We start from the raw sequence: 25,074 nt of genomic DNA, 5'->3' as shown, positions 1-25,074 counted from the left end.
GATGGATAGGATTTGAAAATGAAAACAGCTTCAGCCTGGATATCTGATGATGTCCTTGGCAGAAGCTGTTTTTTGTGCAGAAACAACGGCATGAATACCGTTGTTAGAGCGTCCGTGCCGGGTTTTGCAGAAACAACGGCATGAATACCGTTATTGGAGGCCTCGTGCCAGATTTGTGTAGAAACAACGGCAAAATACCGTTGCTAGAGGTTTCGTGCCAGATTTGTGCTCCAACAACGGCAGAAATGCCGTTGTTGGAGCCTTCAGCCCGGGTATTCAGACTTTCCACAAGTTCGTGACTAGTCCGTCGGCTAGACTATCCCTTAGGAATACTCCGATACCGGGAAGGGGAGTAGCCGGTGATTTTCTTGAACAGCCTGGAGAAATAATATGGGTCGGCAATGCCGACGGCGCTGCTGATCTCCTTGATGCTGAGGTCGGTCAGATCGAGCAATTGTCCGGCCCGCTGCATCTTCATCCGCAGGAAGTATTCAATCGGCGGCAACCCGCTCTCCTGCTTGAACAAATGGATTAAATGCTGCTGGGATAGTCCGGTATGCCTGGCGATCTCCGGCAGCTTGACCGAACTGTTCAGACGCTCCTGCATGTATTCGATGGCCTGCTCCAGATAACGCCCTCGCTTCTTGTCCCCGGCAGCAAGCCCGGTATGCAGCCCGATGCCGGACAGCAGATGGCGCATAGTCTGGGAGACATGGACATGGGCCGGAAGCTGGTAAGTCCGGTCCATCAGCAACTCGAAGACGCTGCCGAACTCTTCGATGAGACGGCTTGCGCTGCTGACGGGCAGCGCAAGCGGCCCTTGGTCCAGTCCGTACATTTGAATGAGAGACAGGACGTGGGCGCCTTTGAGGTGGAACCAGTATATACTCCAGGGTTCGGCTGCGGAGGCCCCATAGCGGTGCGGCGCTCCGGCCGGGATCACCATTAGCTGATGCTCTTTCACCACTATGGTCCGGTCTTGATCCAATTGAACCCAGCCCTCCCCTGCGGCGCAGTAGATAAAAATATGGGAGTCGCAGCCCTCCGGGCGCTCACGCAGGTGATGCTCGGCGCGGGGGAAATAGCCGATATCGCTGACGAAAAGGGAAGCGGTCAGCTCATGCTCGCTCAGCGCCTTAAGCTGGGATTCGGGCAGCACGAACAGCTTCTCCTCGGCAAAGCCATCTTTTTTCGGGAAGGGTTCTTGTTCCATAAAGTATGCCTCCTTGTGCTCCATCTATCTGCTTGTTCCTTTGATGTCAGATAAGAATATAATCCATCAAATCCCGCATTTCGTCAATTGGATCGGCGATTGCTCCCGGATATATTAGAAGTAGATTTTTAGAGAAAAACGTAAGTTTTGATGGTAGGTCAACGTGGAGAGTCCGTTATATCATAGAGAGAAATGGAATGTAACAAAGGAGCGGAGAATGATGACAAAGACGGTAGACAATCACCAACCCGGCATTGATCTGCGGGGTATATCTAAGGATATCCGCCCGGGCACGCTGAAGCTCGGCGGGCATAACCCGCAGGGGGATGAAATCTCATTTACGAACTTTTATATGGAGTGGAACAGACGCCCGTTTTTTGGGATTTGCGGAGAGCTTCACTTCTCGCGGCTTGCCCATGACAAGTGGGAGGAAGGCTTGCTGAAGATGAAGGCGGCGGGAATTAATATTGTGGCTACCTATATTTTCTGGATTCATCATGAGGAGGAGCAGGGGGAATTCCGCTGGGATGGAGACCTGGATGTGCGGAGATTCGTCGAACTGTGCGCCAGACATGACCTGAAGGTGATTCTGCGGGTGGGGCCGTTTTGCCACGGGGAATGCCGCAACGGAGGGCTGCCTGACTGGCTGTATGGCCGTCCGTTCGAGGTCCGCTCGAATGATGAGGACTATCTGAAATTAGTGCAGAAGCTCTACCGGCAGATCGGCGCAGAGACAGCGGGCCTGATGTTCAAGGACGGGGGACCGGTTATCGGCATCCAGTTGGAGAATGAGTATATGCATGCGGGTGCGCCTTGGGAAATGACAAGCGGGCAGTCTAGTGAGTTCATTCCTTCCGGGAGGGATGGGGAGGAGCATATGCGGCGGCTAAAAGAGCTGGCTGTGGAAGCTGGTCTTGTAGCTCCGGTGTATACCTCCACAGGCTGGGGAGGGGCGGCGGTGCTTAAGGATGAGGTGCTGCCGTTATATGGCGGGTATGCCTACACACCGTGGAATGTGACTGCAGAGCAGCCGCAGCAGCCGCCAACGACTGAATTTTTGTTCCAGGACTATCACAGCAACACCACGCCTGTCCCTGCGTTTGAAGCGCCTCCCTATGCGCCGGAGGACTACCCTTATGCCTGCTGCGAGATGGGTGGAGGGATGCAGGCCTGGTATCTGGCCCGGTTCCAGGTAGCGCCGGAGACGGTGGAGGCGATGAGCATTCAAAAGCTCGCCGGAGGCTGCAACTTCATCGGCTATTACGTGTTCCACGGCGGCTCCCAGCCTGTCGGCAAGCATGCCTATATGAATGAAAGAACGAATCCGCGGATTTCGTATGATTATCAGGCGCCAATCGGTGAATTTGGCCAGGTCCGGGAATCGTACCGCCGGCTGAAGCTGATTTTCTCCTTCGCGCGCGCCTTTGGAGAGAACCTGTGCGGTATGGCTACGGTGCTGCCGGATAGTGCGGCAGGGCTGAAGCCGGAGGATGCCGGACAGGTGCGTTACGCCGTGCGGGTGCGGAATGGCTCGGGGTATGTTTTCCTGAACAATGTGCAGGACCATGCAGAAATGAAGGATCATGAAGGCGTTTCCTTGAAGCTCGAATTGGACAAGGGACCGCTGCGCCTGCCTGCATCCGGCGGATTCAGATTGAAAAAAGGCGTGTCGGCGATTCTGCCCTTTAATTTCCGCATGGGCGGCCTTTTGCTGAAATATGCAACAGCTCAGCCGGTCACCTGCGTCACCAAACAAGGCGTTGCCGAGTATTTCTTTTTCACACCTGAAGGAATGTCCTCGGAATTTTGCTTTGATGAAAGCGATCTGGCGGAGATCACTGCTGAGCATGGAACTATCCGTTATGAGGAGGGCTGTGCTTTTGCAGCTTTTGCAGAGGATAAGAGCGGAGTTGTGAAGGCGGTTACCCTGGCCGGTGAGACGGTGATTGTGCATTTGCTCACGCGTGAGCAGGCACTGAATCTATGGGAGATCGAACTGTGCGGGGAGCGTAGACTGGTCTTGTCACAAACCCCGTTCACGGTAAATGAAGGTGAGCTGACCTTTTACAGCCGGGGCAGCGGCAGCACCACATTTGCGATGTATCCTGCGCCCCGGCAAGAGTTGTCTTCCAGCTTCGGCAAGATCCGCCAGTGCCAGGAGGCCGATGTTCACGGATTTATACAATATGAGCTGGAGCTGCCGGATGCTTCCTTCGAGGTAGAACGCCAAATGAGCGGCAGCCGCAAGGCAGCATTGAACCTTCCGGTGGAAGTGTGGGAGCATCCGCACCTGCATGAGCTTTTCCTAGCCATTGACTATGATGGTGATGTCGGTAATGCGTCGATTAACGGGAGGCTGACCGGTGACCATTTCTGGAATGGCGACATTTGGGAGCTGGGACTGCTTCGGCATCAGGAGGAGCTGAGAGAGCATTCGCTGGATCTCTATATCGCCCCTGACCGGAAGGGCCAACTGGTGCGCAGTGATTCCGCGATGGCGGTTCAGCATACTTTTATTGGCCAGGAGATTGCCGAAATTCGGGAGACTAAGCTGATTCCTGAATGGAAGCTCACGGTGAAACCGCTATCCAAATAATACCTGGATGGATCAATTGTATTCAATTATGCTTCAATTGCAGTCCGCTAAGAACCAATTGCAGTCCGCCAAGGCGGTCTGCTTTTGCTATTTTTTCTGGAGAGTCAAGATCAGCCTGCACAAGAGACATAGCAAAGGGGGAGCAAGATGAAGCTGCTTATCGTAGACGATGAAGAGAGAACCCGGGAAATGCTGCGTAAGCATATCAACTGGGGGGGACTGGGAATTGAGGAGGTGGAGACGGCGCGGAACGGCCTGGTTGCGCTGGAGCTGTGCCGGAGCTTCCGGCCCGATATTGTGCTCTGTGATGTCCGGATGCCCAAGATGGACGGAATTGAATTCGCGCAGCGGCTCCGGGAGAGCGACGATTCGTGCAAGCTGGTGTTCCTGAGCGGCTTCTCGGACAAGGAGTATCTGATGTCGGCGATCCGGCTGCATGCACTGGATTATATTGAGAAGCCGATTAACCCGGATAAGGTTCAAAAAGCGGTCCAAGCCGCAGTAGAGGCCAGAAAGCTGGACAATAAGAAACGGCTGGAGAAACGCCAGCTCCAGGATGCGTATGATGAAGGCCTGCCCTATCTGAGACAGGAGATGGTCCGCAAGCTGATTACGGCTCCTGAATCACCGAATGTGCCGAAGGCTCTGGAGAGCCGGGAGACCTTCCTGCTGCCGCCGGAGGGGCCGTACACCGTGATTGCCTCGTCCCTGTATTGGCAGCCGCCGCAATATCCCGAAGATCCCAAGCTGGTGCAGGAGGCGGTGCTCCGGGCGCTGAACATGAACGGGATGCTGGCGTCGCTGCGGGGCATTTGCGGGTTCGATACCCGCCATTTTCTGATCATTATTCTGCCGGGAGCCTATGGCAGCAGCTACCGGGATCAGCGGAGTGTGCTGGAGGAATTGTACGCCGAAGTAGCCGGGATCATAGGCGGCGGCATCCGTTTCCGCATGGGGGCCGGAGAACCGGCGGAGCAGCGGATGGAGATTCCGGAGTCCTACCAGACAGCACTGGATGCTTGCAGCCTGCATTATTACAATGAGGGCAGCAGGCTGATCTTTCCAGGTTCGCTTGGGGGCAACCGGGAGCTGGCGACGGACTGGAATGTGGTGCGGAATCTGCGTGAGCTGCTGAAGCGGGGCGAGCTGGAGGAAGCCCGCAGCCTGATCCGGAACTGGACGGAGCAAGCAAGACATGCCCGTGATCTGGACATCGCGCGGCTGAATGATTCCTATTTCCAGTTCCTGCTGGTCATTCTCGATGTGGCGGTCCAGCTCGGCTTCACAGATACAGATGAAGATACGGAGCGCCGGTATATCTGGAAGGAGATCGACCGGATTCCCGATTTGGCAAGCATGGAGAAGTACATTCTCTCCTTTCTGGACTTGTTCCTGATCACCCCCGGCCCGGAAGGCACCTCCGCCAAAATGCGGGAAATCCTGCAGTATATTCACAAGCATTTTCATGAAAAGGGATTCACGATTATGGAAATCGCCGATCATGTGGCGCTGAGCGAGACTTATCTATGTTCCCTGTTCAAGAAGCAGCGGGGCGGGACGGTCAAAGAATATATCACCTCGCTGCGTACTGAGAAGGCCAAGGAGCTGCTGCTCGACAAGGAAATGAAGCTGTACGAGGTGGCGGTGCGGCTCGGTTTTGCCGATGCCAACTATTTCACGACCTTCTTCAAAAAATATGCGGGCTGCACGCCCACGGAATACCGGGAGAGGATGGCGAAATGAGATGGAGACCCCGGAAGCCCTTCGCCGATTTCAGCATCCGCTATAAGCTGTTCGCCACCTATATGCTGGTGATCATTATTCCGCTTGTGCTGCTGCTCTTTCTCCATCTGCAATTGACCGCAAATGAAAATGAGAAGCAGGCGCTGTATTCGGCCCGCAAAATGCTGGAGGAGACCAAATCCTATCTGCAATACCGCGCGGAAACGGTCAGAGAGGTGCTGAACTTTATTTCCTTCAATGATACCGTCCAGACGCTGGTGGCCGAGGACCCGAGACGGTATGAGGACGTCAATGTGTGGGGAACGGACGCCAACAAGCTCGCCCGCGTGCTCGGCCAATTCCGCTACAATTCGGATATTGAAACTGTGCAGCTCTATATGAAGCAAGGGCTGGCGTCAGCCACGGAAAATCCCGACTATATGAATTTGGGCAATGTGGAGAACAGTGAATGGTTCAAGGAATTCATGGCCTCGCATTCTGCGTTTGCCTGGCTGCCTTCATCCGCCTTCGCTCAGGATGGTGAGAGTGACAAGGTATCCGTGCTGCGTGTGATTCCGAACGCCCACAATATTCAGCAGACCGACGGCATCGTACGCGCCCAGATCTCCCAGAGCACGCTGCGCTCCGTCCTGAATCATGCCATTGCCACTCCGTCTACCTCCGTTGCGCTGTTCAATGACCACGGCGATATACTTAGCACCTCCGGCGGTTTTCCTTATTCGGCAAAGGATTTTACGGACATGGTGTCCCGCGCTTCGGCGGATGGCGACATGGGCACCTACTGGACAGACCGCCTGGAATTTGGCGGAGAGCGCATATTGTTCGGACTGCAGGCGATTCCCGAGACCGATATGAGCGTGGCGATGATTGTACCTTATTCCGATATTCTGAAATCCAGCAACAAGATGCGCAACCGGCTTATTCTTATTTTTTCACTCATTGTTCCGGTCACCTTCGCGCTCTCCTTCATTGTAGCAGGCTCGGCAACCAAACGTCTGCGGCGGCTGATTCTACATGTGCGCAAGGTCAAGAACGGCAATTTCCGCATCGCTCCGCTTCCGGCCAACCATGATGAGATCGGCGAGCTGACCTACAATTTCAATGTGATGGTGGAGAATGTGTCGAGGTTAATGGAGGAGACCTACACTCTGGGCCGGGAAGTGAAGAATAAGGAATTGAAAGCGCTTCAGGCGCAGATCAATCCGCATTTTCTGTATAACACGCTGGATCTGATCAATATTATGGCCATTGAATCCGGGAATCGGGATATTTCAAAAGTCGTGGACCGGCTGGCGTTATTCTACCGGCTTAGCTTGTCGAACGGCAGTGAGACTGTCACTCTGGACAGTGAGCTGCGGCATGTGGAATCCTATGTGTCGATTCAGAATATGCGGTTTGGCAACGCTATTACGCTTACGCTTGAGATTCCGCCGCTGCTGCTGGATTGCGAGGTGCCCAAAATTATGCTCCAGCCCCTGATCGAGAACGCAATTCTGCACGGCATTATGGAAAAGGATTCGGAGACAGGCACGATTTGGGTGTCCGCCGCCGAAGAGAAGGGCGATCTTGTGGTGGATATCAGCGATGACGGCATCGGGATGAACGAGGAGACGCTGGCAACAATCCTAACCAAGACGGCCAGCAAGAGAACCGGCGGCTTCGGTATACGGAACATTCAAGAGCGGCTTCAGCTCAACTATGGACCGCTGTACGGTTTGTCTTTTGTAAGCCGGCCGGGTGAAGGGACCTGTGTGCGCATCAGGCTTCCCAAATCCAGTGATAAGTAAGCGTTGACACAGATTTTCGAAGAAGATCGAAACTTTGCCCCGTAGGTGCGTGTTCCCGAACATTTTACAATAAAAGAGGAGGAAGAGAAACCAAACTGAGGGGGCTGCTTATGGGTACCAAGGTGGAACAAATTGCTGTAAAGAAAAAAAAGACAGCCAAAAACCGGTCGCCGCTGCGGGAGCTGCGAAAAAACTGGGTGCTGTATGCGATGTTTTTGCCGATTGCGATTTTCTTTATCATTTTTGCCTACATCCCGATGACAGGCGTGATCATGGCGTTCAAGGAATTCAACTACAGGGACGGCATCTTTATGAGTCCTTGGAACGGCTGGGAGAACTTCGATTATTTCTTTCAGTCCGGCAAAGCCTGGCTGGTAACGAAGAATACGATGATGTACAATCTCGTGTTTCTGGGAGCGTATACATTTTTCTCGATTCTGGCCGCTGTGCTGATCTCGGAGACGTATAACAAATTTTTCAAAAAAGCTGCACAGACGTTTATGTTTCTGCCCTACTTTATCTCATGGGTTACCGTATCCGCATTCGTCTACAATTTTCTGAATTATGAGTTCGGGATTGTCAACGTGTTCCTGCGGAATATCGGGCTTGAGGCGATTGATATTTATTCGAACACCGGATACTGGTATTTGCTGCTGCCGTTCCTCTATATCTGGAAATGGGTCGGCTTCGGGAGTGTCTTGTATCTGGCGGCGATTGTCGGCATTGACCAGGAGATTTACGAAGCGGCGACCATCGACGGTGCAACACGGTTCCAGAAAATCATGAGAATCACCCTGCCCTTGCTCAAGCCGACAGTGGTGGTATTGGTTCTGCTCGGTCTTGGACGGATCATGCGCGGCGAGTTCGATATGTTCTATCAGCTCATCGGCAACAACGGTGCGCTGATGAATGCCACGGATATCATTGATACGCTGGTGTTCCGGTCACTTGTGGGTACGCAGGACTTCGGAATGGCTTCCTCTGTGGGTCTGTACCAATCCGTGCTGACGCTGATCATTATCCTGATCGCCAACTATCTGGTGCGCCGCTATGACAAGGATAATGCGCTGTTCTAATTAAATCGCAAGTAAGGGGTGAATAATCATGGAGAAAAATAAACTCAATTCCGCGCCTGTCTTTCAGGCCTTCTCGTACACGGTTGTCTCGTTGATTGCGCTGGTGTGTCTGTTGCCCTTCATCGTTCTGATTTCCGGTTCCATCTCCGATGAGAGCCAGGTGCTTGCCAAGGGGTATTCCTTTCTGCCGCGCGGCTTCTCGCTTGATGCCTACGCATTTATCTTCCGCAATCCCGGCGATGTGCTCTCCGGCTACCGGGTGTCGCTGATCGTAGCTATTGTCGGGACGATACTGTCACTGCTCATTTCCTCGATGGCTGCCTATGTGATGTACCGCAAGGAAGTGAAGTACCGCAATCAGCTGGCGTTCTTCCTGTTCTTTACGACCCTGTTCAACGGGGGCCTGGCCCCATACTTCATCTGGATTACCAGCTATCTGCATCTGAAAAATACGCTCGCGGTGCTGATTCTGGTCCCAATGTTCAACGTCATGTACGTCCTCATTCTGCGCAGCTTCATTCAAGGCTCCATACCGGAGCCGCTGGTGGAATCCGCCAAAATTGACGGCGCAGGGGACTTCCGCATCTTCTGGCAAATGGTGCTGCCGCTCTGCAAGCCCGCGCTTGCTTCAATCGGTCTATTCACCATTCTGGCTTATTGGAATGACTGGTGGACCCCGATGATGTTCACCGACAAGGACCAATACGTTCCGCTGCAATACCTGCTCTATAAAATGCTGTCCTCGATAAACATGTCGGCGGCGATGGCCCAGCATGTGTCGAGCATCGACACGCCGAAGGAAACGTTCAAGCTGGCCATGACGGTAATTGCCACCGGACCCATCGTCATCCTGTTCCCGTTCCTTCAGCAGTATTTCGTTAAAGGCATCACCATCGGCGCTGTAAAAGGCTGATGACCGGACGGGCCGGTGCTGCTTGGTTATGAATCCTGCAAGCCCGGGGATTTATATAGAATTGCCATCACTTAAGGGGGTATAAGAGTGAGAAAAGCAAAGAAAAATGTCATGTTCATCCTGACGATGCTGTTGTCGCTGACGATGCTGTTATCCGCTTGTTCCGGCAGCAGCAACAAGGCGAACACCGGAGCCGAAAGCACTGCGAATACAGGCAGCAACAGTGCTCAGACAGATTCGGCATCGGATCAGAAAGAGGTTGTGCTGAAGGGCTATCTGCTCGGTGAAGCTCCGAAGGGTATGCCGGAGGTGCTCGCTGCACTCAACGAAAAGCTGAAGAAAGACATCAATGCCACCATCGAGCTGAACTATATCGGCTGGGGCGACGTGCAATCGAAATATCCGCTGGTGCTGGCCTCCGGCGAAGATGTGGACTTTATTTTCTCAGCGGATTGGAACTATTATGTTCAGCAGGCGACCAAAGGTGCTTTCTATGAGCTGAAGCCGGAGGATATCGCGAAATATATGCCGAAGAAATCGGCTGCCATCAATCCGGCTGCCTGGGATGCCGCCAAGATTGAAGGCAAAATCTTCATGATTCCAACGTCTACCCCGGACCGCAAGGTCAGTGTGGCTGTACTGCGCAAGGATATTATGAAAGAAGCGGGTCTCACCGAGGTGAAGCGGTTCTCCGAGCTTGGACCTTATCTGGAAGCGGTGAAGAAAAATCACCCGGATATGATCGGTCTGAACCTGGATTCGCAATTCGACCTTCCGACTCCTTATCAATACCTGCTTCGTGACAAAATTGGTTATCCGGGCGCTCCAATTGATTCCGGCAACCCTATGGCCCAAGGCGTAGCTTATGACTTCGAAGATCCTACGGGCAAGCTCTACAGCATGGTGGAGGAGCCTTACCTGAGCGCACAGAAATATGCTGCCGGCATTATGAAAGACTGGTACGACAAAGGATATGTCAACAAAAACCCGTATTCGAACAAAATCCGCTCCAAGGATAATTTTGTGGAAGGCAAATCTGCGGTGGCGCTTGGCAATACCATTGACGTAGCGTCCATTATGGAAGCTGCTCAAGCCAAAGGCATCGAAACCTATGTGGTATCGTCATTGACCGCTGACGGTAAAGCGCCGCAAAACTCGTGGACCAACAACGGCATTTCCATCGCCGCCAATTCCAAAAATCCAGAGCGCGTAATGCAGGCCTTCGACCTCATTATGGAAGATCCGTCCTATGTCTATCTCACATATTTCGGTCTGGAAGGCAAGAACTATGCTATGACGGCAGACGGTAAAATCGGCTTGCCTGAAGGCGTCACTTCCGAGAACAATACGTATCCTCCGGACGCTGCCGGCTTCTGGTTCGTGAACAAGGACCTGTTCAAGCCAATGCAGAACTGGCCGCAAGCCTATATTGACCATCAGGAGAAGGTGAAGAGTTTCCTGACCGACTTTACGTATAACGGCTTTACCTTTAACTCGGACAAAGTGAAGACACAGATTTCGAACCTGGCGAATGCCTCGACACAGTACGCCAATCCGATCTATATCGGTGCGGTGAAGGATGTCAACAAAGCCTTTGACGATCTGGCCAAAAACTTGAATAGCGCCGGTCTGGACAAGGTGAAGGCAGAGGTACAGGCTCAGGCGGATGTCTATCTGGCCGGCAAGAAAAAATAAGCTCTGTCAATACAGGTTAATAGAGGTTGAAAAAACCGCCAAAGCAACGCTGGATAAGCTGCGCTTTGGCGGTTTTTTATGGACCTAATAGACATTTTTACAATGAATTAGTTGACCTCGTAATTATGGCCATAGTTATTATCCCAATACGTTTGCCCGCCAACTGTATACGAAATCGAATATTTAACATCTGTAGCACCAGGAACATTGAAGCTGTAGCTCCATCTTTCAACACTATTAAAATTATTCAAGGAGCCATTGTAAGTAGCGTAGCCCTCATGAGTCGTTGCCCAATTGTCCGTTGAGTACACTACTTTTACAGTTTTCGTCGGACTCAGGTTTTTAACATAGATGGTTCCGCTGAATTCACCATTGCTCAGAGTGCTATTGGCGTTAAGCACATTTGGATATCCCAAAATAACGGAACTCAGGGGAACTGTACTATTGACTTCATTGTAATAATTCACTCCCCCGTTGTTATCCCAATAGATCTGGTTATTCACTTCGTATTTAATTGCGAATTTTATGGAGCTCAGATTCTTGAGCTCGGAATGATCTGTTGTAGAACCATTTGTGGACACGATAAAATGCCATTTCTCATGGTTTACTTCTGTCGGCCCTACATAACTCGCACTCGTATCATACCAATTTGTGTTATCTGTCGTGTAATGGACAGTGACATTTTTCACCGGTCCCAGATTAGCTACATCAATATTTCCGCTGAATCCGACATATCCGGGTTTATAAATAACACTGACATCCGAGTCAATAAGCTTGACCTCATCACCGCTGGCAAATGCCGATCCCACAAAGGATACACCAAAAATCAGAGTAAACATCATCAATCCGGCAAATAGTTTTTTCATTGCTTTCATTGTACTCTCTCCTCTAATTTTAAATTTTTTCACCTGGGTCCTGAGCCGACAAGGATAAAATTCATACGTTTGCACACTTTTTGTGTTTTCATCCCTCCTTAACTTTGAAACCAAGCTGTAATTTGCGGAATGTTAATAATTTCCTATAAACAGGATAACTTTAACAAAACATTATGTATATAGTAAATAAGTAACATTTATATACATTGATATATGGGATAATTTGTCATAAAAGGTCAAAAAAACAGGAAGGAAGTACAAAAAAGTCCCCTAGAGGCTGCCGACATTCGCCCCTGGGGATTCTATTAATTATGAACCAGTTAAGCAAATCCAGTTAAACGAATGGCTATTCCGGCGCTCCGGCGGGTTTTAAAGCGGGGGCACTAGGATTCATGCATCCGTTTGCGCATCATTCCCGGTGTACAGCCGTAGGCCGCCCGGAAGACGCGGATGAAATAGTTGGTCTCCATGCCCAGATGCAGTGCGATATCCTGAACCGGAGTATTGCCATTCTCCCTCATCATCTGCAGCGCCCGTTCCAGACGCAGATTCTGCAAATATTTGTGCGGCGTAATGCCATACTCCTGAACGAACAGACGCTGGAAATGCTGTACGGAGTAACCTACGGCAGCCGCAAGATTCGAAACCAGCAGCGGTTCGGTAAAATGCTCGTTGATCAGGCCGACTGCCTTCTGCAGCGCCTCGTTGCGCACAGCTTCGAATTCGAGCCGGTTAGCGGAACCGGCTGTCTGAGCCGTGTGGCGCACCAGGAGCAGCAGCCGATAGAGCGTAGCGGACAGCTCCAGCATGGTCCGTTCATCCTGGCGGCTTGCCTGCTGGTTCACCGTATGCCAGATGCTGCCGATCTGCTCCCAGCATTCGTCGAAGTTTTCCGGGTGAAACGGGGCGGAAGGGAGGTAGCCGATGCCTTCCAGCAGGTCATGAGACAGCTCGCCGTGGAAGCCAATGAACCCTACATGCCAAGGATCGTGCGACAGCGGATAATATTCATGCCCTCTGTCCGGCGGATAGGCGAAGGCCATTCCCGGTTCCAGAATCGTTTCATTGCCGGTGACAAGGTCCCGGAACAGGCCTCTGCCGCTGCGGATCAGAAAGACCTGGTATACGGGAAAGCCGCCGGGGCGCACATGATGGTATTGGATATGCCGTCCAACGGAATAAGGGTACAGCGGGTACCTGTTCAGGTCCCGCGGCAGTTCAATCAGAGAGAAAGGAAGAATGATGCTTCACCTCATATTCATTTTGTGCTAGTAAATCGAGAGTATATTCCTACTGCCTGAATCGAATTCTCCTATATGATAAACAGTATAAAGGATGATTCATGAAATGGACAGGGCTAGACCAAAGGTTTCATCAGAGAATAGTCCCATCCGGACATGAACAATATACCGAAAGGATGAATCTGCCAATGAATATGAAATTACCCCCGGTCAGCAGCAAAATTCCAGTGATGCTGCACGGTGCCGATTATAATCCCGAGCAATGGCTCAAATACCCCGAGGTGCTCCGCGAGGATATCCGCATGATGAAGCTGGCGAATGCGAATGTAATGTCCATCGGCATCTTCTCCTGGGTGTCGCTTGAGCCGGAGGAAGGCGTCTTCACCTTCGATTGGCTCGACAGCATCCTGGATACGTTCGCTGAGAATGGCATTTACGCTTTCCTGGCTACTCCAAGCGGCTCGCGCCCGGCCTGGATGTCGGAGAAATATCCCGAGGTGCTGCGTGTAGAACGGAACCGGGTACGCAATCTGCACGGCGTCCGCCACAATCACTGCTATACCTCGCCGGTCTACCGGGAGAAGACAGCCATCATTAACGGCAAGCTGGCTGAACGGTATGCGCATCATCCGGCGGTTATCGGCTGGCATATCTCGAACGAATACGGCGGCGAATGCCACTGCGATCTTTGCCAGGCGAGCTTCCGGGAATGGCTCAAGGTGAAGTACAACAACAGCCTGGATGAGCTGAACCATGCCTGGTGGGCGACCTTCTGGAGCCATACGTACACCTCCTGGGAGCAGGTGGAATCGCCTGCACCGCACGGTGAAACACAGGTTCACGGACTTAATCTGGACTGGCGCCGTTTTGTCAGCGAATCGACGATTGATTTCTGCCAGCATGAAATTGACTCTGTGCGCGATTACAATACAGAGCTGCCTGTAACGACTAATATGCACAATATTGACGGCGTGGATTACCGCAAGCTGGCCAAAATTCTCGATGTCGTCTCCTGGGATGCCTATCCGGATTGGCATTATACCGAAGACAATGACGATGCCCGCCTCGCGGCCTGGACGGCGATGCATCACGATATGTACCGCACCTTCAAGCATAAGCCGTTCCTGCTGATGGAGAGCACGCCTTCGCTCACGAACTGGCAGTCGGTCAGCAAGCTGAAGCGCCCGGGTATGCACAAGCTGTCCTCCCTGCAGGCGATTGCCCACGGCTCGGATTCTGTGCAGTACTTCCAGTGGCGCAAGAGCCGCGGCTCCAGCGAGAAGTTCCACGGCGCTGTAATCGACCACAGCGGCCATGCAGAGACCCGCGTCTTCCGCGACGTTGCGGAAGTCGGCCGGACGCTGGCGGAGCTTCAAGAGGTTGTAGGTACTACTACACCTGTGCAGACAGCAATTATCTATGACTGGGACAACCGCTGGGCGATTAAGGATGCGCAAGGTATCCGCAACTCCGGGCTGAAATACGAAGAAACTGTGGGTCAGCATCACCGTGCTCTGTGGGAGCTGGGCATTCCTGTTGATATCATTGGACCGGAAGAGGATCTGTCAGCCTACAAGCTGGTGATTGCCCCAATGCTGTACCTGATCAGCGAAGAGAATGGCAAACAGATTGAGAAATATGTAGAGCAGGGCGGAACCTTCTTAGGCACCTACTGGTCGGGTGTGGTTGGAGAGACGGACCTGTGCCATCTGGGCGGATTCCCTGGCCCGCTGCGCCGTACGCTTGGCATTTGGGCTGAGGAGACGGAAGGCTTGCACAGCCGCGATCTGAACGGTCTGGTTATGGAAGCCGGCAATGCACTGAACCTTAGCGGCGATTATGATGCCCATGAGATTGCCGAACTGATCCATCTGGAAGGCGCGGAAACGCTAGGCACGTACCGTACGGATTTCTACGCAGGCCAGCCTGCTCTGACGGTGAACCGTCTGGGCGAAGGACGGGCGTACCATCTGGCAACACGCGTGAAGGATGCCGCATTCTACGTGGAGCTGTACGCGGCGATTGCCAAGAAAGCAGGCATCACCCGCACGCTCGATACCGAGCTGCCGGCAGGTGTTACTGCCCAGCTTCGGACGGATGGCGAAAGCGATTATGTATTTGTGCAGAATTTCAGCGGAGTGGAGCAGTCCGTTGTCATGGATGGCAGAAATTATACCGTTCTGGAGTCGGGAGAGGCCGTTCCGGCGGTGCTCACACTTCCGGTTCATGGCCTGGCTATTCTGAAGCGGGCACACTAGAGCAGGATTCATAATACTCAAAAAGGCAGGACCCGGTAGTTCAGGGCTCCTGCCTTTTTGCTATAGCTCTAGCTGAACGCCGCCTCGACTCCAGCAATAACCTGCTGGTAATAGTCCGTATCATGCGGCACAAAATGAGTGATGTCCACCGTTTCGTGAATGGTAATGCGCTCACCGCTGTCGGTTACACGAAAGCCCGATACATCAAGCTGCTCCAGCTCTCCCTGCCAGAATTTGCGGAAGTCGCTGAACTCAGCCAGGACGATTCCGGCAACCTCCTCCCGCTGGAGCCGGAATTGCTCCAGGGTAAACGGGCTGCTGTACAGAAACACATTCGCCCGTTCGTTGTCAATCAGCCCTTCCTTCGTCATGGAGTAGGGGATGATCCCTAGTGGAATCAGCTCATCATAAGAAATACGCAGCCCCAGCTCCTCCTCCACCTCACGGATGCCGTCCATCGCGGTCTCATCCGCCAGCAGATGCCCTGCGGCGGTAATATCGAGCAGGCCGGCATAATCCCGCTTGTCCTTGCTGCGAAGCTGAAGATAGATATAGAGATCATCGCCACGCTGCTGGACGAACCAGCAGTGAAAGGTCTCATGCCAGAGTCCCTTCCGGTGCACTTCAGCGCGCGGGGCGGTGCCCGTCACGTTGCCTTGTGCATCGAATGTAGTGAGAATTTCCTCGTTCATGCTGATCGCTCCTTAATGTCTCATTCTAATAGTCTAACGCTAGAGTAAATATTTTTTGTGCCGGAGCAGATGATGATCGGCCAGTGTCTTCCTGTATTTTAGTGGAGTGATGCCGTACAGCTCCTTGAAGCAGTTGATCAAAGAGCGGCTGTCGGTAAACCCCGCCTTCATAGCGATCTCCAGCAGGGAGAAATCGGTGTAGACCAGCAGTTGATACACGTAGAACAGACGGACGCGAGTCAGATGCTTTTTGAAGGTGGTTCCCATATATTCCTTGAAGGTTCTGGACAGATGCTCCTTGGAGATGCCGTACTCCCGCGATACCGAGTCAAGCGTTAACTGCTCATTATAATGATCGTCAATGTACTGGATGATCGTCTGGCAGCGGTCCCAGTATTTTTGGGATTTGACCGTCAGTGTCGGCTTTTTCTCTACCATGAAGCTGAACATCAGAATATACAGGATTTCGTAGAACATGCTGTTAAGCTTTAGCTGATAGAAGGGCTGGGAGCTCCGCCTTTTGAACAAGGGGTGGATTTCCTTGAATAAGGAAATGAGTTTGGCATAATCGGGCGAGGCGGTGTCTAAGCTATAGGCATATTTTTCAATGTCCGGGTTGGCAGCTTTCAGCAGTTCAAATGGAAAAATGATCGTCAAGGCATCATAGGGCATCTCTTCGTTCACCTGGCAGCTATGCAGCACCCCGCTGTTGATCAGAATCATCTCATCTTCCCTGAAGATAGTTTTGTTGCCATCAACATGGTATATACTCTCACCTTTGAGCATTAAGGTTAGCTCGAGGCTGCGGTGCCAATGCTCTTCGACCGAGGTGATTTCATTTTCAGAATGCAGGTAAATCCAGGCTAGAAACCCATCGGGAACCATAATATTCTCATGCACATAATTCATAGCTCTTCTCCCCTTGAAAAATATCAATTTTCCGCTATAAATCAGCTAAAAAAAGCGAAGAATTATGAATCATATTTTATATAATTAATAATAACAAGTAAAGTATATGTCAATAAACATTACATTTAATTGGATTGAAGGGATCTGAACATGGCAGACACGGATTTTAGGAAGAGGAAAAAATACAGCATGCTTTCGGGCCATCTGCTGTTCCTGGGACCCTCCATACTGATTTTTATCATTGTGGTGATCATTCCCTTTGCAATCAGCCTGATCTATTCCTTCAGTAACTGGAACGGCATTTCCGGGGAGATTCAATTCATCGGCCTGGACAATTTCCGCGATATTTTCTCTGGAAAAGCCAGATTTCTGGACTCGCTCTGGTTCACCCTGCGGATGACCGCGGTCTGCGTGATATTTATCAATCTGCTGGGCCTCGTCCTTGCCGTCGCCTTGACCTCACGCATTCCGCTCCGCAGCCCGCTGCGCGCCGCTTATTATTTGCCGCAGACGATGGGCGGGCTTATTCTCGGATTCATTTGGCAGTTCATCTTCGTGTCGGGTTTGCCGGCGATAGGTGAAAGACTGAATCTGGATTTTCTTGCACAGCAATGGCTCGGGACAGAAAATACGGCTTTCGCAGCTTTGGTCATCGTCAATGTATGGCAGAACGCGGGGTATGTGATGGTCATTATGATTGCCGGCCTGGCCGGAATTTCCTCGGAGCTGATCGAATCCGCCAGGGTGGAGGGCTCGGGTGCGCTTCATACCCTGCTCAGGATCAAGCTGCCCCTATGCATTCCGTATATTACTGTCGCTTTATTCTGGACCTTGTCCAGCGCACTGAAGATGTTCGAAATTAATCTGGCGTTGACCAAGGGCGGACCTTACGGCTCGACCACCTCGATGACACTCAATATCTATACCGATGCTTTTGCCAATAATAAATACGGGCTGGCTACAGCCGAAGCACTGGTGTTCTTCGTCATTATCATGGTGATTACCTCCATTCAGATGTATCTCGGCAAGCGAAAGGAGAATCAGCTCTTATGAAAAAGATCCGCTTGGACGTCCTAGCCGGCTTCATCCTTGCACTTGCCGGGGCGCTCCTCTTTATCGCTCCGCTGTGGATTATGTTCATGAACTCCTTCAAGCCGCTCAGCGATATTCTCGCCGACCCGCTCCGGCTTCCGGCCACCTGGAGCTTGGATAACTACCAGGAAGCCTGGAAGGTGCTGGATATTCCAGGAGTTGTGAGGAATACGGCGATCCTCTCTCTGGGGGCAGTCAGCGGCATTATCCTGCTTGCCACGATGACTGCGTATTGGTCGGAGCGGTATCCTACGCTAACCTCCCGCATCTTCGGCAATCTGATTATGCTGTCGGTGCTCATTCCCTTCGCCACGATCATGCTCCCCCTGGTGAGAGTGATGAAGTTCCTGCACCTCAATAATACCATTGGCGGAGCAGTGTTGGCCTATTGGGGAATTGGCTTCGCCTTTGCTTTCTTTCTAATCCGCAGCGGGGTGAAGACTCTTCCATATGAGCTTGAAGAAGCTGCGCAAATTGACGGCTGCGGCAAGGTATACATCTTTTTCAGAATTGTTTTCCCGCTTCTTGGTCCGACGGTGTTCAGTGTGTTTATCATGGACATGTTCTGGGTCTGGAATGATTTTATGATTCCGCTGGTGCTGCTGAACAATGAGACGCTCAGCACCGTTCAATTGGCAGTTAACCGCTTGTTCGGCATGTACAACAGCCGTTGGGATGTGGCCTTGCCTGCTCTAACCATGAGCATGCTTCCAATAATTATTGTGTTTATTCTGTTCCAAAGAATGATTGTCGGCGGCGTATTGGCGGGTTCTGTGAAAGGTTAAGCTGTAAAAAAATTGCACCAGAGTGAACAGGGAGGAACTGGAATGATGGAGAGAAACCTAAAGGCAAGTACGCTTGTATCAGCAATTGTGGGAATGTCGGTGCTGCTCACAGCATGCGGCGGCGGGGCGAAGGAAGCGAAAGAGAATACAGAGAAAAGCGCTTCTGCAAACAACGTCAAAACGATTCATATTTATCAGATGAAGATTGAGATTGACGAGGCTCTGAAAAAAACCGCTGCTGCTTATACAGCGCTTCATCCTGACGTTCAGTTTGTCATTGATTCCGTCAGCGACAATTACAGCACCGGGCTTAAGACGAAGCAGGCGAGCGGGGAAATGCCCGATATTTTTACAGTGATGGGCAATCAGGATTTGAAGCTGTGGCAGTCCCAGCTGGAGGATTTGTCGGACCAGGCGTGGACCAAGGACATGATTGATCTTGCGAAGCAAGGCATTACCGGTGACGATGGTAAAGTGTACGGATGGCCGGTATCTGTTGAGGGGTACGGGTATGTGTACAATAAGAAGCTTTTTGATCAGGCCGGGATTTCCGAAGTGCCTACCACGCTTACAGCACTCAAGGAAGATGTCGAGAAGCTGAAGTCTGCCGGAATACAGCCGCTGACCGGTGCGTATATGGACTGGTACCAGTCAGGGAACTTCCTTGTCAATATGGGAATTGCCCGCCAGCCGGACCCGCAGGCATTTATTAAAGGTTTGTATGACGGCACATCCACCTTCGTAGGCAATGATATTTTCAAGCAGGTAGCCGAATTCATCAAATATGATTTCAGTCAGGGCAAAAACGGGCTCAGCACTAACTTCAACTCCCAGACCACCGCTCTGTTCGGCGGGCAGGTTGCTATGACTCTCGGCGGTAACTGGCTGCAGCCAAGCATCAGCGCGAACCCGGACCTCAGCATGGGGCTGATGCCGCTGCCTGTCAATGACAACCCGGAAGAGAACGACAAGCTCTATATGGGTGTCACCGGTTACTGGGGGGTCAGCAAGGATTCTGAAGTGAAGCAGGAGGCCAAGGACTTCCTGAACTGGCTCGCCACTACGCCTGAGGGACAGGCACATGTCACCAAGGATATGCAGATGATCCCGGCATTTAGCAGCTTTTCTGCGGATGATGCGGATATTGGAGCGCTGGGAGCGGATCTGTCCAGTTATGTGAAGGCAGGCAAAATCTACGGCTCCTTCAATTCCTATTACCCGGATGGCGTTGCCCAGGCCTTCGGAGAAGCTGTCCAGAAGCTTGTCGGCGGCAAGGTGGATACAGACGGCTTCCTGCAGGAGCTGCAGAATGAGTGGGACCGGCTGGCGAACTAATACGATATTATAGCGGAGATGAGGGTAATCATGGTTAACGATATAGATAAGCTTGTCAGTCAAATGACCTTGCATGAAAAGATTATGTTATGCACCGGAGATAACATGTGGAGGACTAAAGCCTATGAGCATCTGGGCATCCCTTCCATTCTGATGAGCGACGGTTCAAGCGGCGTCCGCTTTCAGAAAAACTCCGATGCGGGCGGAAGCACGTCCTTCTATGAATCCATCAGCGGGAGCTTCGATAGTGCGGAGGCGGTGGCTAATACCCACGAGGCGACCTGCTTTCCATCCAATTCTGCCGTCTCATGCTCATGGAACCCGGAACTGGTCTATGAGATTGGTCAGGCGATTGCCAGGGAATGCCGGCGCCTCGGCATCCATCTGCTGCTGGGCCCGGGCATGAACATCCGCAGGCATCCACTGACTGCCCGGAATTTTGAATATTACTCCGAAGATCCATGTCTGACGGGCGATATGGCAGCAGCGATGGTAAAGGGCGTACAGGATGGCGGGGTAGGGACGTCTCCGAAGCATTTTGCCTGCCATAACTCGGATACGAAAAGAACCCGGGTGAATGTGACCGTAGAGGAAAGAGCGCTGCGGGAGATTTATTTGGCCGGCTTCGAACGCGTGGTCCGCAAAGCGCGTCCAACAACTATAATGAGCGCGTACAATAAGATCAACGGGGTGCAGACCAGCGAGGACCCGGAGCTGCTGAACGGGATTTTGCGCGAAGAGTGGGGATTTGACGGCGCTGTGATCAGCGACTGGGGGGCAGTCAAGGATGCTGCCGCTGCCACACGGGCGGGGCTTGACCTGCAGATGCCCTTGTCCTTAAGCTCATCAGCCTATCTGGAGAAAGCTGTGCAGAAGGGTGAGCTGGACGAGGGGCTGATTGACCTTAGGGTTAAGAATATTCTGCGGTTAATCTTCAAATTGACGGAGGAGTATAAACCGCTCGCGGAAGTGGGTTTCAGGGAGCATCACCAACTTGCCCGCGAGGCAGCGGCGGAGTCCATCGTTCTGCTCAAGAATGAGCAGGGGGTGCTGCCGCTTGCACTGGGTAAGGCCAAGAAGCTCGCGGTCGTCGGCCGGTTGGCTGCCGAGCCTTTGTACCAGGGGACAGGCTGCGCCATCGTTAACGCCAAGGAGGTGGACATTCCTCTGGAGCACATCCGTGAGCTGTGCCCGGAGGGAATGGAGGTGCAGTATGCTCCCGGCTACCATGCGGACGGCAGCACCGATGCGGCATTGCTGGAGGAAGCCGGACTACTTGCCCGCGAGGCGGATGTGGTTCTGGTTTTTGCCGGGGCATTCCTGCCGGAGGAGAGCGACGATTACAACCGGAAGGATATGAATATCGAGCCGGGGCATGAACAGCTAATTACTGCCGTGTGCGCTGCCAATCCGAATACAGTGCTGCTTCTAGCTACCGGTGAATCGGTGGTTATGCCTTGGGCTGATCAGGCGAAGGCTGTGCTTGAGACCTGGTTCGGCGGGGAAGGCATGGGAGAAGCGCTCGCCAAAATTCTCTTCGGCCATGTGAATCCTTCCGGCAAACTGTCCGCGACCATTCCGGAGAAATTGAGCGATACGCCAGCCTTTCTTAGCTTCCCTTGCAATCTGACCGAGCTGCATTACAGCGAAGGAATCTATGTCGGCTACCGTTATTATGACAAGAAAGAGATCGCTCCCCGGTATCCGTTCGGCTACGGGCTCTCCTATACGCAATTTGCGTATAGCAATCTGACGCTGTCCGAACCTGAGGTCCATCTGCCCTCAGTCCTTAAGCTTAGTGTGGACATTACCAACACTGGCGAGGTGTACGGCAAAGAGGTTGTCCAGTTATATCTTGCGCAGCCCGATTCGAAGCAGCCCCGGCCGCCCCAGGAGCTAAAAGGGTTCGCGAAAATAGCCCTGCACCCGGGCGAGACCAAATCTGTGGAATTACTGCTGGAGGCACGGGATTTCGCCTGCTACAATCCCGAATATGGCGTGTGGAGTGCAGAGAGCGGAAGCTATACCATCCGCATTGGAGCTTCCAGCAGGGACATTCGGCTAACGGCTGATGTGCGGGTGAGCAATCCGGCGGAGCCAGCAGCGAGGTTCAGAACCGACAGCGGGTTCCCGGAATTGTTCGAGAATGAGACGGCGAAGCAAATTTTCTATCAATTTATGATCGAGAACGGGCTGGTTGCTCCCGAGCAGGCCGATGACAAGCTGGGAGAGATATTAACGGGCTCATTCTGGGGCATCCTGTCCTTCATGGATATGCACTCGGCGGGCGTGATCACTTATGAGAAGATGAATGACGTAATTAGCCGAATCAATGCCGTACTGGAGGAAGCTGCTCCCGGCAGGCAATAGTGAACTTTTGTTGTATGAAAAAAGGAAGGACCTCATTCCCGGGCGGAGTAGCGGGTTTGAGGTCCTTTTTGTCATAGACTGGGGCTGTCCGGAGCCATTAGGCGGCTGGGACAGCTTTTTGTTGCAGGCCGTAAGGCCGGCTTGCCCCGGAACAACGGCAAAAATGCCGTTGTTGAAGGCCCTGCGGTCGGTTTGCTCGGGAACAACGGCAGAAATGCCGTTGTTGAAGGCGCGCAGGCCGGTTTGCCTCGGAACAACGGCAAAAATGCCGTTGTTAAAGGCCCCGCAGGCCGGATTACCCCTAGCAATTACCCCGCAATGTTAAGATTGCCGGGAGTGGACTTTGTCGCCTTGGACCCAGACCTCCCGGATGTTCTCAGGGCGGCTGAGATACATGATTTTCTGAAAAATATCATGGAGGGGCTCGTCCCCGTAGATGGGCAGCTTCGCAGTCGGGACGGCTGTGTCGATGAGCTGGACGTCCCAGGCATAGCCCTCGGCCAGACGGCCGATCGGCAGGCTCAGGCTCTCGCCGCCGCCCGCTGTGGCCAGGTAGAAGGCCTCGTCAATTGTAATCCGCGACTTGGGTACCCCGCGTTCCTCGGCCGGAAGCTCTATGTTCACGCCGTCCTCCAGCATCCGGGAAGAGATGACGGCTTGCCGGGCGTTGTCGAACAGGCTCGGCGAGAATCCGCCGGAAATGTCAGAGCCAAGGCCGATCTCGACGCCCTTGTCCATCCAGCGGGCAATCGGGATCACGCTGTTCGCGAAGTAGGCATTGGAGATCGGGCAATGGCTAATCGCCGTTCCTGTCTTCGCAAACAGAGCCGCATCCTCTTCGCTGAGGAAATTGCAATGCGCCATGACGGATTTGTCCCCGAGCAGACCGAAGTCATGGAGTGCGAACGCATCGTGCTTGCCGAACCTCTCCTTAACATGTCCGTGAGCCCAATCGCTCTCGCTGCAATGCGACTGAACATGAACATCATGCTTCATGGCAAGCTCGCCCAGTCCCTTGAGCGCCCCGTCGGTGCAGCTTGGAATGAACCGGGGGGTAACAACCGGGTATACTCCTTGCTTGACGGATGGCGCGAGCTGTTTGACGGCGAGAATGAATTCCTCCGTATCCTCCAGTGCCGTACGGGTATCTTCATCCCGGTAAGTGTCCGGGTTCTGATCCGGATCATCCATGACGACCTTGCCGACGAGGCCCCGCTGCCCCTTTTTCGCACAAATCTCAGCCAGCAGCAGACTCGCTTCCTTGTGAATAGTCGCAAAATAAAGCGCCGTGGTCGTTCCGTTCGCAAGCAGTGTGCCGACCATGTCATTGTATATCTCTGCTGCAAAGTCTGTGTCCGCAAACCTGGATTCCAGTGGAAAGGTATAGGTATGCAGCCAATCGTATAACGGGACATCAAGCGCGCCTCCGGCCTGCGCCCATTGCGGCGCATGAACATGGAGGTCAATAAATCCCGGGAGCAAATATTGTCCCGGAGACAGGCGGTTAACGCGATAGGCGGTCAGGATATCGTCATAGCCCTCTTCCCCCGGAGCGGCCACCCGTTCAATGATCCCATCTTCATTAATGCAAAACAGATGATCCTTGAGAATTTGCAGTTCCTTGGGTGTGTGGCTTGTAAAAGCGGTTCCCTGAAACACATGCGCATATGTCTTCAACTCGTATCACCGCACCATTCTTTTTATCCAAATTATAAAAAATCACTAAAGTTAAGTCTATATAGAAGGGCTTTCTGCCGCTGTGGGATAGAGAGTTTTGTGCCCTGCGCTGATTTTCCTTTGTTATTGTTGTAATTAAGCCCATCACTAGTAAGACAGCTCTCGGCATGCATTGCTCGAACTAGTATAATATGGGAGAGGGGTGAGAGGATGCTTGTGGCAATCGAAAGGGAAACCTTCTATTCGTTAAGTGATGAAAGACTCGGGTGGGCTTGCATGGAGCCGACCTTCATGCTGATCCGCGGGAAATCTCCGGCGGTAAAAGCGGCGGCAATCTCAAAGCTGGGCAAGGGACAGACCGCACTTTGCATGTTCCGTATCATGTATGACCATAGCTATAAGTCAGCGGCGGAATATTACGCTTGGATCTCTTATCTGCTGGACCAGCCGGGTTATTGGAGCGGGGTGCTGGAGGGTGTGCGTTTTTTTGCAGACACTGCCATGTTGGAGCTGCTTGAACAGACGCGGGAGAGACTGGATGCCAGAAACCGCAGGCTCCGCTTGGGCTGGGGTGATGCTGGCTTGAAGGATATCGAGGCTGATCAAAAGCTGATGGAGACGGTCAACGGCTTGTACGCGCATTTTCAGCAGATTGCACCGCATAGCCTGAGTCTTATTGCTGATTATATCCGTGCTCACCCGTATGAGTTCGTGGAATTTAGCAGATGAATTGGAGAAAGTGATAAGGAGCAGGAAAGTGAAAAAACAGAGTGATTGGTGTCCAAAGAATAGTTACATCTCACATTGAAAAGGGGGT

18 protein-coding genes are annotated in these 25,074 nt (G+C 52.5%); 12 read left to right on the top strand and 6 right to left on the bottom strand.

From position 1 onward, the window contains the following. Positions 1-316: 316 nt before the first annotated feature. A complete protein-coding gene (locus tag AC0LWN_RS04485; protein WP_474663392.1) occupies positions 317-1,213 on the bottom strand; it encodes a helix-turn-helix domain-containing protein in 897 nt (298 codons plus the stop codon). A 217-nt stretch (positions 1,214-1,430) separates the two neighbouring features. Between AC0LWN_RS04485 and AC0LWN_RS04480 the strand changes: the two genes are divergently transcribed. The 6 genes from AC0LWN_RS04480 to AC0LWN_RS04455 all read left to right on the top strand — a co-directional run bounded on the left by AC0LWN_RS04480 (position 1,431) and on the right by AC0LWN_RS04455 (position 11,023). Next, on the top strand, positions 1,431-3,809 hold the full coding sequence (locus AC0LWN_RS04480) for a beta-galactosidase (RefSeq protein WP_474663391.1): 2,379 nt from the start codon (positions 1,431-1,433) through the stop codon (positions 3,807-3,809). A gap of 147 nt (positions 3,810-3,956) precedes the next feature. Next, positions 3,957-5,552, top strand: a complete 1,596-nt coding sequence (locus AC0LWN_RS04475; protein ID WP_474663390.1) for a response regulator — start codon at positions 3,957-3,959, stop codon at positions 5,550-5,552. Next, complete coding sequence (locus tag AC0LWN_RS04470; RefSeq protein WP_474663389.1) at positions 5,549-7,339, top strand: cache domain-containing sensor histidine kinase; 1,791 nt, start codon at positions 5,549-5,551, stop codon at positions 7,337-7,339. The genes AC0LWN_RS04475 and AC0LWN_RS04470 overlap by 4 nt, the downstream gene beginning before the upstream one ends. A gap of 110 nt (positions 7,340-7,449) precedes the next feature. After that, the gene (locus AC0LWN_RS04465) at positions 7,450-8,415 is read left to right on the top strand and encodes an ABC transporter permease (protein WP_458962557.1); all 966 of its coding nucleotides are present in this window, start codon (positions 7,450-7,452) and stop codon (positions 8,413-8,415) included. 28 nt (positions 8,416-8,443) lie between these two features. Further along, positions 8,444-9,328 (top strand): carbohydrate ABC transporter permease, encoded by an 885-nt coding sequence (locus AC0LWN_RS04460; protein WP_474663388.1) that lies wholly within the window; start codon positions 8,444-8,446, stop codon positions 9,326-9,328. Positions 9,329-9,415: 87 nt separating this feature from the next. Then, positions 9,416-11,023: a DUF3502 domain-containing protein gene (locus tag AC0LWN_RS04455; RefSeq protein ID WP_474663387.1), complete on the top strand. Its 1,608-nt coding sequence runs from the start codon at positions 9,416-9,418 to the stop codon at positions 11,021-11,023. A 107-nt stretch (positions 11,024-11,130) separates the two neighbouring features. Here the strand turns inward: AC0LWN_RS04455 and AC0LWN_RS04450 are convergent, their stop codons facing one another. Both AC0LWN_RS04450 and AC0LWN_RS04445 read right to left on the bottom strand, forming a co-directional pair. Then, entirely contained in the window at positions 11,131-11,898 is a 768-nt protein-coding gene (locus tag AC0LWN_RS04450; RefSeq protein ID WP_474663386.1) for a hypothetical protein, read from the bottom strand. Between the two features lie 383 nt (positions 11,899-12,281). After that, on the bottom strand, positions 12,282-13,088 hold the full coding sequence (locus AC0LWN_RS04445; protein ID WP_474663585.1) for a helix-turn-helix domain-containing protein: 807 nt from the start codon (positions 13,086-13,088) through the stop codon (positions 12,282-12,284). Between the two features lie 239 nt (positions 13,089-13,327). On the opposite strand from AC0LWN_RS04445, the gene AC0LWN_RS04440 reads away from it, so the two are divergent. After that, positions 13,328-15,397, top strand: coding sequence for a beta-galactosidase (locus AC0LWN_RS04440; protein ID WP_474663385.1), 2,070 nt, complete (start codon positions 13,328-13,330; stop codon positions 15,395-15,397). 68 nt (positions 15,398-15,465) lie between these two features. Here the strand turns inward: AC0LWN_RS04440 and AC0LWN_RS04435 are convergent, their stop codons facing one another. Together AC0LWN_RS04435 and AC0LWN_RS04430 are read right to left on the bottom strand one after the other, a co-directional pair. Next, a complete protein-coding gene (locus AC0LWN_RS04435) occupies positions 15,466-16,089 on the bottom strand; it encodes an NUDIX hydrolase (RefSeq protein WP_474663384.1) in 624 nt (207 codons plus the stop codon). Positions 16,090-16,128: 39 nt separating this feature from the next. Further along, positions 16,129-16,998, bottom strand: a complete 870-nt coding sequence (locus AC0LWN_RS04430) for an AraC family transcriptional regulator (protein ID WP_474663383.1) — start codon at positions 16,996-16,998, stop codon at positions 16,129-16,131. A gap of 189 nt (positions 16,999-17,187) precedes the next feature. On the opposite strand from AC0LWN_RS04430, the gene AC0LWN_RS04425 reads away from it, so the two are divergent. Genes AC0LWN_RS04425 through AC0LWN_RS04410 form a run of 4 tightly spaced genes read left to right on the top strand, consistent with a single transcriptional unit; the run spans position 17,188 to position 22,580 of the window. After that, a complete protein-coding gene (locus tag AC0LWN_RS04425) occupies positions 17,188-18,051 on the top strand; it encodes a carbohydrate ABC transporter permease (RefSeq protein ID WP_474663382.1) in 864 nt (287 codons plus the stop codon). Then, on the top strand, positions 18,048-18,875 hold the full coding sequence (locus AC0LWN_RS04420) for a carbohydrate ABC transporter permease (RefSeq protein WP_474663381.1): 828 nt from the start codon (positions 18,048-18,050) through the stop codon (positions 18,873-18,875). Before AC0LWN_RS04425 ends, AC0LWN_RS04420 begins: the two co-directional genes overlap by 4 nt. 42 nt (positions 18,876-18,917) lie before the next feature. Further along, on the top strand, positions 18,918-20,210 hold the full coding sequence (locus AC0LWN_RS04415) for an ABC transporter substrate-binding protein (protein WP_474663380.1): 1,293 nt from the start codon (positions 18,918-18,920) through the stop codon (positions 20,208-20,210). A 30-nt stretch (positions 20,211-20,240) separates the two neighbouring features. Beyond that, positions 20,241-22,580 carry a glycoside hydrolase family 3 C-terminal domain-containing protein gene (locus AC0LWN_RS04410; protein WP_474663379.1) on the top strand — a complete coding sequence of 780 codons (2,340 nt, stop codon included), beginning with the start codon at positions 20,241-20,243 and terminating at the stop codon, positions 22,578-22,580. Positions 22,581-22,901: 321 nt separating this feature from the next. Here AC0LWN_RS04410 and guaD read toward each other — a convergent pair whose 3' ends face one another. Then, entirely contained in the window at positions 22,902-24,257 is a 1,356-nt protein-coding gene (gene guaD / locus AC0LWN_RS04405) for a guanine deaminase (protein ID WP_474663378.1), read from the bottom strand. 216 nt (positions 24,258-24,473) lie between these two features. Between guaD and AC0LWN_RS04400 the strand changes: the two genes are divergently transcribed. Further along, positions 24,474-24,986, top strand: coding sequence for a hypothetical protein (locus AC0LWN_RS04400; RefSeq protein ID WP_474663377.1), 513 nt, complete (start codon positions 24,474-24,476; stop codon positions 24,984-24,986). Positions 24,987-25,074: the final 88 nt, after the last annotated feature.

Source organism: Paenibacillus sp. sgz302115 (assembly GCF_056120445.1).
The sequence above is the reverse complement of the archived record's forward strand: the minus strand, read 5'-3'. Positions and strand labels throughout refer to the sequence as shown.